The organism is Pantoea sp. SOD02, assembly GCF_024707505.1.
GTDB classification, from domain to species: domain Bacteria; phylum Pseudomonadota; class Gammaproteobacteria; order Enterobacterales; family Enterobacteriaceae; genus Pantoea; species Pantoea symbiotica.
Genome location: NZ_CP102604.1, coordinates 454,432 through 472,170, shown reverse-complemented (window position 1 = coordinate 472,170; position 17,739 = coordinate 454,432). Strand labels below are relative to the sequence as shown.

16 protein-coding genes are annotated in these 17,739 nt (G+C 55.5%); 7 read left to right on the top strand and 9 right to left on the bottom strand.

Features of this window, described 5'->3' with window-relative positions:
- Positions 1-39: 39 nt before the first annotated feature.
- On the bottom strand, positions 40-1,068 hold the full coding sequence (locus tag NR302_RS02055; RefSeq protein ID WP_258144415.1) for a LacI family DNA-binding transcriptional regulator: 1,029 nt from the start codon (positions 1,066-1,068) through the stop codon (positions 40-42).
- Between the two features lie 321 nt (positions 1,069-1,389).
- Between NR302_RS02055 and NR302_RS02050 the strand changes: the two genes are divergently transcribed.
- From NR302_RS02050 to NR302_RS02030, 5 genes are all read left to right on the top strand, one after another.
- The gene (locus NR302_RS02050) at positions 1,390-2,427 is read left to right on the top strand and encodes a Gfo/Idh/MocA family protein (protein WP_258144414.1); all 1,038 of its coding nucleotides are present in this window, start codon (positions 1,390-1,392) and stop codon (positions 2,425-2,427) included.
- Positions 2,428-2,443: 16 nt separating this feature from the next.
- The gene (locus NR302_RS02045) at positions 2,444-3,325 is read left to right on the top strand and encodes a sugar phosphate isomerase/epimerase family protein (protein ID WP_007888450.1); all 882 of its coding nucleotides are present in this window, start codon (positions 2,444-2,446) and stop codon (positions 3,323-3,325) included.
- Positions 3,326-3,404: 79 nt separating this feature from the next.
- Entirely contained in the window at positions 3,405-4,424 is a 1,020-nt protein-coding gene (locus tag NR302_RS02040) for a LacI family DNA-binding transcriptional regulator (protein WP_154154584.1), read from the top strand.
- 101 nt (positions 4,425-4,525) lie between these two features.
- The gene (yghU, locus tag NR302_RS02035; protein ID WP_008106935.1) at positions 4,526-5,407 is read left to right on the top strand and encodes a glutathione-dependent disulfide-bond oxidoreductase; all 882 of its coding nucleotides are present in this window, start codon (positions 4,526-4,528) and stop codon (positions 5,405-5,407) included.
- Entirely contained in the window at positions 5,407-5,697 is a 291-nt protein-coding gene (locus NR302_RS02030; RefSeq protein ID WP_179451863.1) for a DUF1330 domain-containing protein, read from the top strand. Before yghU ends, NR302_RS02030 begins: the two co-directional genes overlap by 1 nt.
- Positions 5,698-5,795: 98 nt before the next feature.
- Here the strand turns inward: NR302_RS02030 and NR302_RS02025 are convergent, their stop codons facing one another.
- The gene (locus tag NR302_RS02025) at positions 5,796-7,247 is read right to left on the bottom strand and encodes a methyl-accepting chemotaxis protein (protein ID WP_258144413.1); all 1,452 of its coding nucleotides are present in this window, start codon (positions 7,245-7,247) and stop codon (positions 5,796-5,798) included.
- A gap of 136 nt (positions 7,248-7,383) precedes the next feature.
- On the opposite strand from NR302_RS02025, the gene NR302_RS02020 reads away from it, so the two are divergent.
- Positions 7,384-8,415 carry a glycosyltransferase family 2 protein gene (locus NR302_RS02020; RefSeq protein ID WP_258144412.1) on the top strand — a complete coding sequence of 344 codons (1,032 nt, stop codon included), beginning with the start codon at positions 7,384-7,386 and terminating at the stop codon, positions 8,413-8,415.
- A gap of 44 nt (positions 8,416-8,459) precedes the next feature.
- Here the strand turns inward: NR302_RS02020 and NR302_RS02015 are convergent, their stop codons facing one another.
- The 5 genes from NR302_RS02015 to NR302_RS01995 all read right to left on the bottom strand — a co-directional run bounded on the left by NR302_RS02015 (position 8,460) and on the right by NR302_RS01995 (position 13,673).
- Positions 8,460-9,707, bottom strand: coding sequence for an O-antigen ligase (locus NR302_RS02015; protein WP_258144411.1), 1,248 nt, complete (start codon positions 9,705-9,707; stop codon positions 8,460-8,462).
- The gene (locus NR302_RS02010) at positions 9,708-10,676 is read right to left on the bottom strand and encodes a glycosyltransferase family 8 protein (RefSeq protein WP_258144410.1); all 969 of its coding nucleotides are present in this window, start codon (positions 10,674-10,676) and stop codon (positions 9,708-9,710) included.
- Between the two features lie 198 nt (positions 10,677-10,874).
- A complete protein-coding gene (locus NR302_RS02005) occupies positions 10,875-11,789 on the bottom strand; it encodes a substrate-binding domain-containing protein (RefSeq protein WP_008105550.1) in 915 nt (304 codons plus the stop codon).
- An 85-nt stretch (positions 11,790-11,874) separates the two neighbouring features.
- A complete protein-coding gene (locus NR302_RS02000; RefSeq protein WP_258144408.1) occupies positions 11,875-12,654 on the bottom strand; it encodes a TIM barrel protein in 780 nt (259 codons plus the stop codon).
- On the bottom strand, positions 12,654-13,673 hold the full coding sequence (locus NR302_RS01995; protein ID WP_258144407.1) for a Gfo/Idh/MocA family oxidoreductase: 1,020 nt from the start codon (positions 13,671-13,673) through the stop codon (positions 12,654-12,656). Before NR302_RS01995 ends, NR302_RS02000 begins: the two co-directional genes overlap by 1 nt.
- A 197-nt stretch (positions 13,674-13,870) precedes the next feature.
- Between NR302_RS01995 and NR302_RS01990 the strand changes: the two genes are divergently transcribed.
- Entirely contained in the window at positions 13,871-15,823 is a 1,953-nt protein-coding gene (locus NR302_RS01990) for a sigma-54-dependent Fis family transcriptional regulator (protein WP_258144406.1), read from the top strand.
- A gap of 47 nt (positions 15,824-15,870) precedes the next feature.
- On the opposite strand, the gene NR302_RS01985 is transcribed toward NR302_RS01990, so the two are convergent.
- On the bottom strand, positions 15,871-16,554 hold the full coding sequence (locus NR302_RS01985) for an SDR family NAD(P)-dependent oxidoreductase (protein ID WP_258144405.1): 684 nt from the start codon (positions 16,552-16,554) through the stop codon (positions 15,871-15,873).
- Positions 16,551-17,738, bottom strand: coding sequence for an exo-alpha-sialidase (locus NR302_RS01980; protein ID WP_258144404.1), 1,188 nt, complete (start codon positions 17,736-17,738; stop codon positions 16,551-16,553). The genes NR302_RS01985 and NR302_RS01980 overlap by 4 nt, the downstream gene beginning before the upstream one ends.
- Between the last annotated feature and the right edge of the window lies 1 nt (position 17,739).

Below are 17,739 nucleotides of genomic sequence, written 5' to 3'. Positions count from 1 at the left end.
TTGTAGGGTCGCCATTTATGGCGACCTTTTTGTAATGTATTACAGGTTTTCACGCGTGACGATATCGAACGGCAGGATGATCTGGGTGAAATGATCGCCCGGCTCCGCATGATGCTGCTGCACCATCTGCGCCAAACGCATGGCCATTTCGTCGATGCGATTGCGGATCATCACCGTGATGGTGCCATCAATCAGCGCCAGCTCGCCCTCTTTCACCGGACCATGACAAATCAACGCCACCTTGCGCTGCGGCTGCTGGCGCAACGCGTGAATCACGCCCTCAATGCCGCCGCACGGCGCGAAGATCAGCGCCAAATCGGCATGTTCTTCCAGTAACTGACGCGTGGAACGGTAGCCGCCATCAATCGATTCATTGGTCTTCAGCGGCTCCAGCACACGCCGTGCGCTATCCTGTTCGCGCAGATAGGAGCGGAAACTGATCTCATTACTCTCCTGGCAGATAAAGCGATGGTCGCCCACCAGCACGCCGACCGAGCCCGGCTGATGCAGCAGATGCGTGGCAATCCACGCGGCAGTGCGCCCGGCTTTCTGATTATCGAGACCGACATAACCGGCGTGGCCGCACGGTGAAAAGTTGGAAAACAACGCATAAACCCGCACGCCCTGACGCGATATGTTTTCTATCGCATGGCGAATCAGCGGGTGGTCCAGCGCGACTAAACCAATGGCATCTACCTGATCGGCCAGCGCATACAGCGAGGCCACCACCGCTTCCACATCATCAATGTCGTGCCAGGTAAACAGCGGTTCGCAGCCTGCCGGATGAAACGGCTGCGTATGCTGGCGCAGCGCATCAGTGAGGGAATGATAGAACGAGTAGGATTTTGACAGCAGGATAAAGCCCATGCGCAGCGTTACGCTTAAGGCGGGCGAGATGCCGCTCAGCAGCGGCACATTGCCGATGCGATAGCCGAGGCGATTGGCCGCTTCCAGCACCTTCTGTTCGGTGGCGGCGCGCACCGGCGCACGACGGTTTAATACGCGATCGACGGTCGCCACGCCAACACCGGCGGCAGCGGCAATCGCGGTCATAGTGATTTTACTCATGCGCTATTTCCAGATTAAAAATGATAATAAATTATCAAAAATAATGCCCTAACCCGCTATAAATCACCAATCCTCAAACGCAGAAATCATCATTAAACGGCATTGAGTGATAGAGAATCTCTCAGTATTTTGATCGTCCTCGCAAAAACGAAACAACCCATTTCATTTCCATACCATTCAGAATAAATGTTTGATATTTATTGGCGCATTAAAGGCGGTTTAGGCTGATGGTTTCGCATCAGAAAAAGAGTAGAGACTGCGGTTGGCTCTTCCTACATTTAACGCGATCTGCCTTAAAAAGGTCGAATAAACGGAGATACCATGTTCCCTACCACTTTACCTGTCCCGCGTCGTCATCCTGCCCATCAAATTCCTGCGCTGCGCTGGGGCATTGTTGGGCCCGGCTGGATTGCCGATCACTTTGCCAACGCGCTGCGCCACCATACGCAGCAGCAGCTGGTGGCGGTCTCCTCGCGCAGCCTCGATAAAGCGCAAGCCTTTGCCACTAAATGGGAAATCCCGCATGCGGTGGAAGGTATTGATACGTTGCTCAGCCGCAACGATGTCGATGTGGTGTATATCGCCACGCCGCATAATCATCACTTCAGCGACGGTCTGCGTACCTTGCAGGCTGGCAAACATGTGCTGATTGAAAAACCGCTGGCGCTCAACGCGCAGCAAGCTTTGCAGCTGCAACAGGCAGCACAACAGCAGCAGCGCCTGTGCGTTGAAGCGATGTGGTGCGACTTTGCGCCGAAATACGATGTGATTCGCCAGCTGTTAGCCGATGGCGCATTGGGTGATCTTCACACGCTGCTGGCCGATCATGGCGAGTACTTCACAGAAGATCACCGCATTTTCAATGCGGACCTGGCAGGCGGCACCATGCTGGATCTCGGCAGCTATCTGCTGGGATTGAGTGTTTTGGTCGGCGGTGCACCCGCTAGCATTACCGCCGTGGGCCAGCCCGCGCCGGGTGGCGTCAACGGACAGGCGTCGATGCTGCTGACCCACGCCAACGGCATGCATTCGGTGCTCAATACCACGCTGTTCAGCAACACGCCTGGCACCGCCGTAATCGCCGGTCGTGATGCCACGCTTTATCTAGACGGCCAGTTTTACGCGCCGGGTAACTTCCGTCTGACCTCCAGCGATGGCCGCCACACGCTGCGCTGGGAAGAACCGGCTAATCGCTATATTCAGCTCAGTCATGAAATCGAACATACCGCCTGGTGTATTCATCAGGGCCTGACCGACTCACCTGTGCGTCCGCTTGCCACCTCGCTGGCGACCTTGAACGCGATGGATGCAGTGCGGCAGCAGATCGGTGTGGTCTTTAATGAAGAGCGCACCGCTTAACGCTCAGGAGAAAACAATGAAAATCGCTTTTGATGTGGATGTAATCAGGGATCTCGGCATCACGCGCATGGTGCATCAGGTGGCAGAATGGGGCTACAAGTACATCGAGCAGTCGCCGCATCCGCAGATCAACCCGTTCTATAAACATCCGAAAGCCAGCCGTGAAATCATGCGCGAATACAAAAATGCGCTGAATGCCACCGGGCTGGAAATCTCCTCGTTTATCACCGTTTATCGCTGGTCTGGCCCGGATGAACTGCGTCGTCAGGCGGCGGTGAAGAACTGGAAACGCATGATCGAGATCGCCGTCGAAATGGGCGTGCAGGTGATCAACACCGAGCTGTCGGGCAATCCCAACGAGCCAGAAATTTGTGAAGAGATGTTCTATCGCTCGATGGAAGAGCTGCTGCCGATTATCGAACGTGAAGGCATCCGCGTCGAAATTCAGGCGCATCCGTGGGATTTCTGCGAGCAGAGCAACGAAACCGCTGACATTGTGAAGTCATTCCGCAGCGAAAACGTGAAGTACATCTACAGCGCACCGCACACCTTCTATTACGACAAAGGCGTGGGCGATGTGAAGAACATGCTGCATTACGCGGGCGACGATCTGTCGCATATGCTGATCGCCGATACCATGAACCACACCAAACACTGCCGCTATATCGTCAACCCGCCAGGCGTGGATGCCACTATCCACCAGCACGTGGCGGTCGGTGAAGGCGAAGTGAATTTCGATGCGCTGTTTGAAGCGCTGCGCGAGATGAATTTTGCCAACCGCACCTTTAAGGTCGGCGGCGAGTCGATTATCTCGGCGGCGCTGTTTGGCTATCCGGAAAAGATGAAGTATCAGGCGGTGGAAACCCGTGAGCTGATTGAGCGTGAGCTGCTGGGTTAGTTAAGTGCTCGATCGGTCCCTTCTCCCGCTGGCGGGAGAAGGTTAGGATGAGGGCCCGCTCTGATGGAATGCACGCAACATGAAAGCAGTGACGCTGGCCGAGCTGGCAAAACAACTGGGCGTTGGTGTCGCCACGGTTGACCGGGTACTCAACGATCGCGGCGGCGTATCACCCGCCATGAGCAAAAAAATCCTACAGGCAGCACGTGATGCCGGTTTGAAACGCATTCTGCCCGAGGAGCATCGCCATCCGTGGCAGATCGAAGTGCTGCTCAGCGGTAACGCCTCCTTCTTCTTCCAGCAATTAGCGCAAGACTTCGCCAAACTCGCCGACGAACTCGGTTATCGTCGCCTGCGCCTGCATCGCACGCTGATTCCGGAAAACGCGCCGGAAAAACTTGCCGCACACATCACCGCCAGCAGTAAAAAGATGGACGCGCTGATCGTTTTCGCCCATGAAAACCCGCTGATCTACGATGCGCTCGCCGCCTGTAAAGCGCGTGGCGTGCCGGTGATCACCCTGGTCGCCGATCTGCCCGATGCCGCGCGGCTGTGTCACGTCGGCATCGATCAATACAAAGCCGGACGCACCGCCGGTTTGATGCTCGGCAGCATGCTGTCGCAGCCGGGTGAAGTGGTGTTGATGAGCGGACGCGCCGATTACGCAGCGCATCGCCTGCGCATTGAGGGGTTTCAGGCGGTGCTGGCCGAACGCTTTCCGCAGCTGCGCCTGCGCGAGATTCTTGCCGGTCAGGATGAACGCGAACGCATCAGCCGCCTGTTAGAAAAAACGCTGGCCGCACCCACACCGATCGTCGGGTTGTATAACACCGGCATTGGCAACACCCAGGTGCACGAAGCGCTGGCGCGGCATCGGCTCGACGGCAAAGTGCTGTACGTCACGCACGAGTTGTACAGCACCACACGTCGGCTGTTGCAGGATCGCGTGCTGACCTTAACCCTCGATCAAAACACCCTGCGCCATGCCCAGCTGGCCTTAACGCTGATGCTGCGACATCTGGAAGAGGGCGAGATTCCCGACACCTATCAGCCCGGCAAAGTGGACTTTATGCTGTTTACGCAAGAGAACTTTACATAATCGGACTTTGCGTCGCACCGCCAGCGCGGTTAAATCGCCTGTATCACGCGCTGCTACACTCAGTAGCAGCAAAAATACAAACACAACAAGGCGAAACCACTATGTCGGAACATCAGTATCAGCCCGCGAAAGTCTGGACCTGGGACCCGGAAGCCAAAGGTAACGGCGCGAAAACCAACCGTCCAACCGCCGGGCCGACGCACGAGAAAGCCCTGCCGGTCGGCAAACATCCGCTGCAGCTTTATTCGCTCGGCACGCCAAACGGCCAGAAAATCACCATCCTGTTGGAAGAGTTGCTGGCGGTCGGTGCCAAAGACGCTGAGTACGATGCCTGGCTGATCCGTATCGGCGATGGCGATCAGTTCTCCAGCGGATTTGTCGATGTAAACCCGAACTCGAAAATCCCGGCGCTGAGCGATCATTCCGTCACGCCACCGCAGCGCGTGTTCGAATCCGGCAACATCCTGCTTTATCTGGCTGAGAAGTTTGGCCACTTCCTGCCGACCTCGCTGGCGGGCCGCACCGAAACCCTGAACTGGCTGTTCTGGCTGCAAGGTTCTGCGCCGTATCTCGGCGGCGGCTTTGGTCACTTCTATCACTACGCGCCAGAAAAAATCGAGTACGCCATCAACCGCTTTACGCTGGAAGCCAAACGTCAGCTGGACGTGCTGGATCGCCAGTTGGCCGACAATCGTTTCCTCGCCGGTGATGAATACACCATCGCCGATATCGCTACCTGGCCGTGGTACGGCAATCTGGTGCTGAACAACCAATATGGCGGCAGCGAATTCCTTGATGCGCAGTCGTACAAAAATGTGGTGCGCTGGGCGAAAGAGATTGCCGAGCGTCCGGCGGTGATTCGTGGCCGGAAAGTGAATCGCGCCTTTGGTGCCGAGCCGCAGGATCAGCTGCTGGAGCGCCATGATGCCGCCGATTTCGATAACAACACTGAAGACAAACGCCAGGCGCGAGGAGAGAAGTAATGGCTGCATATGTGGTGTTTATTAAGGACGAAACCTTAGACAAAGACGAGCTGGCGAAGTACTCCGAGAAAGCCGGCCAGGCGCGCGGCGATCACCCGATCACCCCGCTGGCGTTTTATGGCGCGCTGGAAACGCTGGAAGGCCCGGAAGCGGAAGGCGTGGTGGTGCTGGAGTTCCCGGATGCTGAGGCGGCGAAAGGCTGGTATTTCAGCCCGGCGTATCAGGAAGCCAAGGCGCATCGCCTGAAAGGCGCGAAGTACCGCGTGTTGCTGGTGAACGGCGTCGCGTAAGCGCGTCCGCGCGGTGATTAACCAGGTCGCCATAAATGGCGACCCTACAAATTCCGACGTAGGGTCGCCATTCATGGCGACCTTCTTAATGGCCGCACTTACCCCAACCTAAACAACGAAATCGCCTGCTTCAACGCATTGGCCTGCTGCTGTTGTTGCTGCGCCACTTGCAACGTTTCCGCCACGTGCTGCACATTATGATGCACGCTATGATCGATGCTATTGATGCTCTGCTGAATCTGCTCAATGCTCAAATTCTGCTGCTCACTCATCTCCGACAGTTCCGTTACCAGCTGCGATAACCCACTAATACTGCTATGAATCTCGCGCATGGTTTGTGCCGCATGCTCTACCTGCACGGTGCCGTGCTCGGTGCTGGTTGAACTGGCATCCATCAGCTGACGGATTTCGCGCGCCGCACTTTCGCTGCGCATCGCCAGGTTGCGCACTTCGCTGGCGACCACGGCAAAACCGCGTCCCTGGTTACCGGCGCGCGCCGCTTCTACCGAGGCGTTCAGCGACAAAATGTTGGTCTGAAACGCAATGCCGTCGATCAGCTCCAGAATGATCTTCACCCTTCTCGACTCTTCGCTGATTTTCTCCATCGAGCGAATCGCCGACTGAATGTTCTCTTCGCCACGCGTCGCCACCGCGCGGGTTTCACTCGCCAGTTCGCGTGCGCTCTGCGCTTTGTCGCGGGTTAAGCTGGCGGCGATGCTGATTTCCGTCATCGCGCTGGCTGCCACTTCCAGCGCCTGCGCCTGTTCATCGGTACGCGTTGAGAGCGCGGCGTTGCGTTCAAGAATGCTATCGGACTCCGCCAGCAACAGGCCTACGCCGTCGCTAACCTGATGCAAGGTGCCGTGCATGGTGCCAAGCGTAGTACTGAAGGTGCGCGCGAACGGCGTTTCACTCTGCTGGGTATCGGCACTCAGCGTGAGATAACCGGCTTGCTGATTGATGTGGGCCGCCAGTTGCGCCACTTCGCTGGCGGAGCGCGCATCCGCAGCCATCTGGCGCGCAATCACCAGCAGCATCGCTGCTTGCACCACCACAAACAGCGCGTGGAAAAACACCATGTCCCAGCCCGGATGATGGAACACCACCACGCCGAACAGATCATTTTCCTGCAGATAATTGAATAACACATGATGCGTGGCCGCAGCAGCAGCGCCCATTAATAACGGGCGCACATCACGCCACGCCAGCAGCGCCGACATCAGCACAAACACCGAGAAGTGGTATTCAGTTTCGCCGCCGCCTACCTGAATCAGCAAGCCCGCCCAGCCGATTAACAACGTGGATAACACCAGCCGCGACGTGAGAGTGCCGCGCAACGCGGTGCCGAAAAACGTCGCCAGCAGCGCCAGCACCAGGCCAGCAATCAACGCCACCAGCACGCTGTCATTGAGCCAGCCAACGCCAAGTGCAATCGGCAACAGCGCCCAACTAAGGATCACCGCCAGGCTATCCGCGCGCTGGGCGATACGTTTGAGCGAAACCATTTCCACCGGCGAAGCCGCCGGGCCTGACAAGGGCGTTGCGATCATGACATTTTTCCACACCAGAAGTTGATCGTAGAGCCCCAAAATCGTGGGGCAAAGCGCACGGACTCAGTGGAAAAAATATCGGCGGATCGGGGTAAAAGTTTAGTTACGGTAATTAATGATGTGTGGAGTTGTGAGGATGATCACCGAAGCCGTGCAACACAATTTCATTCCCTTCGGCGTAGAAAGCGATAGACTTGTTAGCAATGAATGCTCTCAGAACATTAACGGACAGATGCTACCTATGGATTCACCCTGCACTCTCAGCGTACTGGTCACGGCTCACAATTGCGAAAAGTACATTGTTGAGACGTTAAACAGCCTTAAAAAGGCCTGCTCTGGCATTGAGGATGCGGTCGAGATTGTTTTGGTGAATGACGCATCCACAGATAACACCAGTGAGTTGCTGCACACTTTTGCCGCCTCATTCAGCCAGGTGAAAATCTTCGACGTGATGTTCCGTAACATCGGCAAGGTAAGAAATTTTGGCGTCAGCAAATGCAGCGGCCACTATGTCACTATGTTGGATGGTGACGATCAGCTTCTGCAGAACTCCTTTACTGACATCGTGCAGTTTTTACAGGCACAACAACCCGATATTCTGCTGGCACCGTTGAATGAGGTTTATGAAAAGAAGACCAAACCACATAAGTGGAAAGGTTTGCAGGTTACCGCCTTGTCGCAACATCTGGTGATTGAAAAATTCCTTATCCATCGCGATATTCAGGCGCATTTTATTGGCCAGTTTATTAGACGATCGTTGTTGGTAGATAACCGCTTTCCTGACTTCAGCTGCTACGAGGATGCGTATTTATTTCCCTCGATCCTGAAAGCCAGTGAGAAAATATTTTTGGCTAAGTTCGGGCCTTATCTCTATTTCAAACGAGAGAAAAGCCTCTCCAGCGCGCTGGATGCCGAAAAAATATCAATGCTAATCAAAGCTACACAACAGATGGATGCGGTGTTGGGTGAAACATACCGCAACCTGCTCGCTTGCCATTGGATCAATCTGGCACATAAGTTTTATCCGTTAATCAGCGATGAGCATGAAAAAGGCGTGGTAAAGCAGGCGATAGAAAACGTGCCTTTCGCTTCATTTATGATGGACAGTAAAGTCAGATTTAGCCTGAAGAAAAAGTTTCTTAAGATGAAGTTGCGGGGAATGGCTTGAGGCGTTGAGGAAAGCGGTCGCCATAAATGGCGACCCTACAAAGTCTATTTATTGGTTATGGGTTTACGCTGCATCAGCGCATAACTCATAATAATCGAGGCCATCAGAATAAACACCGAACTGCTTTGTATCCATACGGTATCGGTCAAACCGAAAATAAAAATGGAAACAGGTAGCAGCGCGACATCCAATGCCCGACGACGTATAGCCACCATAATCGACCCAACATAAAAAATAATCAGTGAAACGGCACCGGCGATCCCTTGCAGCGAAAGCGTTTCTAATAAGTCATCATGCAAGTGATACATGACATTTTTATAGGCTTCAGGATTAGCACGTTCATTGGCTTTAATATAAGCGCGTGCTTTATCCGTTCTGTCATCCGGACTTTGCCCCAGCAGCGACCAGGAAACGCTGTGATAGCCACTTTTCCAGATCGAGAAACGTGCACCAATCGAGGTGTCATTATTTTTTTGATAACTGTCGATCTCGTTCTGGATGTTGTCCAGGCGATGCATAATAGAGCTTGGCATCAAGAACAGGCCACCAGCAATGAGTAGCACTAGAATCACCAGTGAATATTTTCCCGCCCAGCGATGAACCAGATAGAAACATAGCAGGTATAAAACAGGCAACACCAATACCGCCGCACGAGATTCAGTGAGGAACATCAGCAGCATATTCACCACAAAGATAGCCGTGAACAGCAGAATTTGATTAAGACGGCGAACGATCACCTTATTGACAATAAACAGTGCAGTTAAAGCCAATGCCGTGATCAGGTACGAAACGGTTCCCGCTGAATCTGTGAGTAATCTAATACGTTGCTGTGTCTGAGCGTGCTCATAAAAAGCGGCACCAAGCGTCAGCAGTAAACCAAAAATCAACAGGCACACGCTAATGCGCAAGACTTTCTCTGACAGACAATGACGCCACGCAATGAAAAAATAGCTGACAAAAGCGGAGATAATGAAGAGCTTACCGCCCTGAAAATAGTTATCCACCACATCACTGAAATACGCATCGGCATAAATACGCGACCAAATCACCCTGACTAAGCCCAAGAGCAAAATGGGAATCGCGACGATTAAAGCACTCTTATCCAGTACGAACTTTCTTTTTATTCCCTGAGCAAGCAGAAAAAACAGCGTTAAATAACCGACCAGATAAAAGGTTTTCTTTGGATAAGCTGGAATCACTAACGAAAAAGCAAACGCCATTGTCAGTAATAGAAAGCAAAGCTGATAAACATTGTTTTCGGTTAACAGCGGTTTTAAACGTAAGGTCTGCACTCAAAAATACCTCATTTTAAAATACTTAATGCGCCAATAGAGTGCCGACGACCGTTGATGGCTACGGAACAAATATTTATACATTCTCTTCGCTTGCTGCGCGTTTTTAGGTGCTTCGAAAGGAACATCGGCTAACGGTGAAATCTGATAAAGATCGCGATAGTAATGGCCAACGTGTTGTTGATTCCACTGTTGCCAGGGTTTATCAGCACCAGCGTAATGCAATAAGCAGGTATTATGCGGCACATCCTGCGTATAACCGTTATCATCGTGTGAGAGCATGTTAATGGTATTAAAGCGAGCTTCCGTAAATATCACACGATCTTCAAGCAGCGTATTTAACGCATCCTGATCAAGATACTGGAACTGTTTTCCCTTTTCGCTGAGCAAATTAAAAGCGCGTTCACTCACCTGCTCTCGGTTCCACTTTTGAACATCAATCAGCATCATGCCAGCATTAAAGTAGCGTTTTCCACGCAGGCCAACATTTTCAGCCAACTGCGCTTGCAGTGCTGCAATCTCACCAACAACCAGGGCAATCACTTCGGATGGCATGGCAATTTGCCATAATTCGTCGAGAGGATTCAGACAAACCATATCCGCATCGAGATAAAGCAGTTTATCGGCATGAGGCAATATAAGCGGAGCGAGAAAACGATAATAGGTCGCGCGCGTGAACAGCTCTGTAGTGGGGAAAGCACTAAACAGACTGTCCTGAATATGATGCAGCGTTAATCCATGTGACTGTCCGGCGAATATTTTTTCCAGACGCGCCGTATCAATTGCGGAGATTTCCGAAGAGATAAGATGAAAGTGATAACGCGCATCATCGGCATGCTTGATTATCGACATGATGGTAATCAACGAGTGGGCGATGAATTTACCATCAACACCAAAAAAGATATGCCGGTCGCTTTGCGCGGGGAAAAGGTGCTGAGAATTAATGGTCTTGAGAATGTCTTTATCCATCCTGCACTTTTCTCCGGGTGAACGCGTGCGTTCTGTCAATGCATCATGCCTGAGCAATTATTAACCAGAAGCGATTCTGGTTGCAGCCGGAGTTTATCAGTCAGGGTTAGGCAAATAAAGCGAAGTGGAGGGGGAATAAATCTGGTTTCCAGCGTAAAACTCTCCTGCAAGCAGGAGAGTTTTCGTCAGCTAAAAAGGTTATTTCGCGGCGAACTGCGCGTAGTTCTCAGGCGTAATGGTTTGATACGGAATCCAGTTAAACTCCTGCACTTTCTGCTTCTCCAGCAGCGCTTTAGTCACCTGCACCGCGCCGGTCGCCTGCCCTTTTGCATCCTGGAAAATGGTCAGCGTCATTTTGCCGTTCTTCACGAACTGCTGACCATCCGGCGTGCCGTCGATACCGGCGACCAAAATCTTCTCATTCTTCGCCTGATTGAGCGCCATGATGGCACCAATCGCCATCTCATCATTATTCGCCGCGATAGCGTCAATCGGACGCTGGTTCAGCAGCCAGCTCGACACCACATCCACCGCTTCGTTGCGCTGCCATTTCGCGCTCTGCTTCTCAATCACCTTCATATCTTTATATTTGGCGATCACCGCTTCCACCGCGCGGGTGCGTTCGCGCGCTTCTTCGTTCGACAGCGCGCCCATCAAAATCGCTACGTTACCTTTGTAATTCATCTTCTTCGCCAGCGCTTCCATCTGCATTTCGCCGCCCAACGCCGAGTCAGAACCGACATACGCCATGTCGGTGGGCAGCTTCACTTCCGGTTTACGATTGACGAAGATCAGCGGAATGCCGGCGTTTTTCGCTGCGGTAATCATCGGCAATACGCCTTGGGTATCGACCGGATTGAGGATGATGGCATCGACGCCCTGATTCACAAAATCATCCACTTGCTGCACCTGCAGCGCCACATCGCCTTTGGCATCGACAAACTGGCTATTGAGCTGATTGGCTTTCAGTTCCTCCTGCATCTGGGTGCGCAGAATCGAAACGAAGTTGAGATCGAAGTTCGCCAGCGCCACGCCGACGGTGAAGGTTTTAGCGCTCGCGCTCAGGCTGAGCAGCAATGCGCAGAGGCACAGCATCACATTTCTGATGTTCATGGGTTAGTCCTGTAGGGTTGAGATATTATTATTTATTTCATAGAGTTAACGCCGGGCAACAGGCAAATACCCGGCGGTGGAACAGTTAAAGCGTGAAGTGATCGCGGAACTGCTGCAGCGCGGCAACACTTTCGCCGCTGGCCCAGCCTTCCAGCGCCACAGTGCCCTGATAGCCGACATCGTGCAGCGCGCGGGCGATGGCGCGATAGTTAATCTCGCCGGTGCCCGGCTGCTGACGGCCCGGCACATCGGCCACCTGAATCTCACCAATCGCCGAACCACAGCGGCGAATCAATTCGATCAAATTGCCTTCGCCGATCTGCGCGTGATACAGGTCGAGGTTCATCTTCAGCGCTGGACTATTAACCGCTTCCACCAGCTCCAGCGTATCGGCGGCCAGCGCAAACGGCGTGCCGGGATGATCAACCGGCAAGTTAAGGTTCTCCAGCGTGAAGACGCGTCCGGCGCGCTCGCCCAGCTGCGCCACCTTGCGCAGCGTATCGGCGGCTTTCAGCCACATCGCGCCGGTCACTACTTCAACCGGTTTGACCGGCAAACCTTTGTCATCCAATCCGGTGCCGTGCAGGTTTAACGCCGGACAGTTGAGCCGCTCGGCCACCGCCAGCGATGCTTCGGCACTTTGCAGCAGCTGCTGAATCTCGTCATCGTCGGTCAGATTGCCGCTGAGGTAGCCGGTCATCGAGGTGAAACGCGCGCCGGTTGCCGCCAGCGCATCGATATCTTTGTTGGCCCAGCCCCAGATTTCGACGCCAAAGCCCAGTTCATGAATGCGTTTCACGCGCTCGACAAAAGGCAGATCGAGAAACACCATTTCGGCACATACCGACAGCTGATAACCGGCCATTAGCGACCTCCCAATTTGATCGGCTGCTGCTGCTGCACCGAGTCGATACAGGCCAGCGCGATCTCCAGCGCGTTACGCGCATCTTCACCGGTAGCGCGCGGCGTTTCGCCACTGCGAATGCAGCGGGCAAATTCCGCCATCTCCGCCACATAGGCTTCACGCAGCAGATCTGAATCCATGCGTGAGGTTTCAATCGCGATGCCATCCTGGTGATAGCGCACGCAGTTGTTAACGTTGATGTGGCCCGCCTGCAACATGCCTTTGCTGCCGAACACTTCGCCGCGCACGTCGTAGCCATATACCGCCTGGAAGTTGGCTTCAGCGGTGGCAATCGCGCCGTTATCAAAGCGAATGGTGACCACCGAAGTGTCGAGCAAGCCTTTGTCTTTGAAATCCGGGCGCACCAGCGCATCGGCCAGCGCATAGACTTCCACCGGCTTCGCGCCAGGGTTGAAGTGCAGCAGCGTGTCGAAATCGTGAATCAGCGTTTCGAGGAAGATCGTCCACTGCGGGATGCGCGAAGGATCGTGCAGGCCGGGATCGCGCGTCAGCGATCGGCTCAGCTGCGTGGTGCCATTCTCACCCGCTTTCACCGCGGCGATCGCTGCCGCAAAACCTGAATCAAAGCGGCGGTTAAAACCAACCTGCAACACCACGCCAGCTGCTTTCGCAGCGGCAATCGCGCGATCCGCCTCATCCAGCGTCACCGCCATCGGCTTCTCGCAGAACACATGCTTGCCGGCCTTGGCGGCTGCGATCACCCATTCGGCGTGCGTACGCGCCGGCGCGGCAATCGCCACCGCCTCGATATCAGGATCCTGTAGCAGCGCATGCAGATCGCTGTAGGCTTTGGCGACGCCCAGCTTGTTGGTCAGCGCTTCGGCCGCGCCCGGTTGCGGATCGGCCACCGCCGCCAGGATCGCTCCCGGCACGCGCCAGGCCAGGTTTTCCGCGTGGAAGCTGCCCATGCGTCCGGCGCCAATCAGGCCGACGCGTACTGGCTTAAGATGAAATGTCATGACCTATTCCTTTTTATTTTGGATGTGCTCATTCGAGCGTAGGGATGTGCAATCTGTAGTGCAAAGGCGATGCCAACTGCAATCCGCCGCTTTATGTGAGGCATAACACAGATATAGCTCACAATCTGGCAACAAAATTTACATGTCAACTTCACATGTCAATAAAATGGACATTCCATCTTGGTCAGGAGTGTCACATGCGTGCCAGTGAGCGTTTGCCGTTTAAAGATGAAAGCGATCCGATCTTCAGCTTGCCGGACAGCGCCGAGGTGGGCGAATGGGACACGTTGTTGTGGCAGGGCTGGCACAGCTTCGAACGCGGCGAACAGCCCGGCTGGATGCGGCACAGCATTTTGCAGTCGTGGCGGCGATCACAGCAGCGCGCGATCGATCCCGCCACCTTCGCCTATGTCTCGCCGCCCGCAGCGGAACTGGCGGCGATCCTTGAGCACAACGCCGAGCTGATCCTCGCAGCGCGCAGCATCATGGAGAACCTGCTGGCGTATAACCCGGATGGCCACATCAATCTGACCGATGCGCAAGGCGTGACGCTGCATTTCTGCGGCGCGGATCTGACGCCGGTCGGCAGCATCCTGCGCGAAGAGGTACTCGGCACCAACTGCACCGCACGCTGCCTGATTGAGCAGCGGCTGGTGTATGTATTGAGCGGCGAGAACTGGAAGCTGGATCTGCGCAAACGCCATCGCCAATGCGCCGCCGCGCCGGTGCGTGATGCCAGCGGCCAGTTGCTGGGCGTACTCACATTGACCGCCACGCCCGACAACTTCAATGCGCACACGCTCGGCACGGTGCAGGCGGCAGCGGAAGCGGTCGGTCAGCAATTGATGCTGCGCCGTTTGCTGGCCGAGCAGCAGTCGATCCTCGAAACCCTGAACGAAGGCGTGATCGTCTGCGATCGCCACGGCCGCATCAAAACGCTGAATCGCTATGCCCGCCAGATCTTTAGCGGCCTCGATCCCAACGCCGGGCCGATCGACGTGCTGCTGCAACCACAAGGCGGATCGCTGCTCACCATGCCGTTCTGCAATGACCGCGAGCTGCAATTCATGCCAGATGGCGTGAATCCCCTTTCCTGCCTGATTTCGCTGATGCCCGCGCCCGACGGCGGCCGCGTGCTGTCGCTGCGCGAGAACCAGCGTATCCGCGCCATTACGCGCCGCGTGATGGGCGTGGGCGCCAGTTACACCTTTGAGATGATTCGCGGGCACGCACCGCGCGTGCTGCAAGCGATTCAGAAAGCGCGCGCCAGCAGCCGCAGCGACAGCACCGTGTTATTAACCGGCGAAAGCGGCACAGGCAAAGAGCTGTTCGCGCAGGCGATTCACAACGCCAGCCCGCGCCAGCAGGAAGCCTTTATCGCGCTCAACTGCGGCGCGCTGCCGCGTGATTTGGTGCAGAGCGAACTGTTTGGCTATGTCGATGGCGCTTTTACCGGATCGCGGCGCGGCGGCTCAGCGGGCAAATTTGAGCTGGCGGATGGCGGCACCTTGTTCCTCGATGAGATTGGCGAGATGCCGCTCGAGGCGCAAACCAGCCTGCTGCGTGTGCTGCAGGAAGGCGAAGTGGTGAGAATCGGCGCGGCGCATCCCATCAAGGTTAACGTGCGTATCATCGCCGCCACCCACTGCAATCTGCTGGATGCGGTGGAGAAAGGCGCGTTCCGCCGCGATCTCTACTATCGCCTGAATGTAATTTCGCTAGAGATTCCGCCGCTGCGCGAGCGTCAGGAGGATATTCCCGGCCTGGTGAATACCTTTATTCAGGCGCTCTGCACCCGATTAAAGCGCATCGCGCCGCAGCTCTCCGCCGAGGCAATGAGCTGTTTACAGGCGTGGCACTGGCCCGGCAACGTGCGCGAGCTGGAGAATCTGGTCGAGCGCATGGTGAATTTGTGTGAAGGGCTGGAGATTGATCGCCACGATCTGCCGGAAGAGATGGTGCAGCGTAACGCGCCTGTCGCCAGCGAATTGAGCTCGCTGCAGGAGAATGAGCGCCAGCATGTGATGCAGGTGGTGCGCGAGCAGAAAGGCAACCTGCGCCAGTCCGCGCAGCTGCTGGGAATTTCACGCACCGCGCTGTATAACAAGCTAAATCAGTGGCAGGTGGATGTGGCGGAATTGCGACGCTGATTATGTAGGGTCGCCATTCATGGCGACCTGGTTTTCAACCGCACAACTTACAACGACGCCCCACCACAAATCACCAACTCCTGCCCGGTAATCGCATCAGCGGCGGGCGACAGCACAAATCCCGCCAGCGCCGCTACTTCCTCTGGCTTAATATAGCGCCCCATCGGCGGCAGCGTTGGCGGTGAACTGGCGCGGCCGGGCTGCAGCAGCATGGGCGTCTCCGTCGCGCCCGGCGCAATCACATTCACCGTGATGCCTTTGGGTGCCAGTTCCGCCGCCCAGCTGCGCGCCATGCCCACCATTGCCGCTTTGGTGCTCACGTACTGGCTGCGATTCGCCGCGCCACGTGACGTGCGGCTGCCAATCAAAAGGATACGATCGCCCTGCGCCATCTGCGGCTGCAAAGCATTCGCCATGATCTGCGCCACCTGCACGTGCAAGTACCACAAACGCGTGCTCTGCTCCTCATCCAGCTCACCGAGCGGCGCAGCCGCCATCATGCCTGCGGCGTGCACCAGCGCATCCACCTTTGGCAGCGCCAGTAGCGCCTGTTTGAGCAGATTGGCATCCAGCAAATCCACGCTGACCGAGGTGAACGCCGGATGATCTTTCTGCACCGGTGTGCGGCTAAAACCGGTCACCTGCCAACCTTGCTGCAACAGATGGTCAGCGATGGCCGCGCCAATGCCAGAGCTGGCGCCCGTCACCAGCGCGTGTCGCGGCCTGCTCATCCTTTCACCCAGCTTTCATCGACGCGCACGTATTTAATCGCCTGACGAAAATAAGTGTAAGCCACATGCAGCGCGCCATCCTCACTCTGCTTGATGCTCGGATAAGAGAACTCGCGGTTGAGTTTTTGCTGCGAATTATTGGTCATGCAGTAGCCGTCGCCCTCGTCGAGATTGCGCTGCCATGGCCAGCTTTTGCCGCCATCGGCGGAAATCGCCAACGTCATTGGCGCGCGGGGTGCGCCCCAAAATGCGGTGTGTCCGCTGTGCACCACCGGCTCGGCCGCCACCGCCACATCGCCGTCATCCTCTTCATCTTCGATTTCGTCATACAGCGATAAGCGGCGCTCGCTGGCATCTTTGGCGCTCATGGCATTAAACACCAGCGCCAGATGGCCGTTGCGCAATGTCGTGACCTGAATCGACGAATTGTTGTTTGGCAGTTCAGTCGCCAGCGGCGCACTCCAGCTTTCGCCGCCATCGGTCGAACGGCTTTGATAGATAAAATCGGCCCAGCGGCTGCGATACAGCGCCAGCAAGCTGCCATCCTGCAGCAGCGTAATGTTCATATGCACGCAGCCCAAGCTTTCTGGCACCGCCACATCGCGCCAGCTTTGGCCTTTATCGCTGGAGATTTTCACCGCGCTGATATCATCGTTACCCACCCATTTCACGCCTGGCTGAGTTCGGCAATAAAACACCGGCAGCAGCCAGTTACCATTTGGCAGCACCACAATCGGCTGGCGAATAAAGGTGCCAGGCTGATCGAGCAAGGTGTCGATGGCGCCCCAGCTGCGACCGAAATCACGTGACTGACGGTAGCGCACAATCGCGGTGTCCTGATTGCCGGATTTCTGCGCCGTCCACAGCAGCCAAAGAACCTGTTCGGGATCGAGGAACAGCACCGGATTCTGCTCGGATCGCGTGGGATCGTCCGACAGCTTTTGCGCCTCGCTCCACTGCGTGCTGCCGTTTTCCAGCCGCGAGCACCACACCGAAATATCGGCGATCCCCTCCTGCGTGCCACCAAACCATACGCACAGCAGGTCGCCATTGGGCAGCGGCAGCAAATTCGCCGCGTGGTTCTGCGGGCAGACCGAAGGCAGCATCGCCGTGAGCTGTTGCGCATCCTGCGCGTGCGAAGAGAGGTTACCGCTGCGTTCAACGGTAAGGATTAAATCACTCATT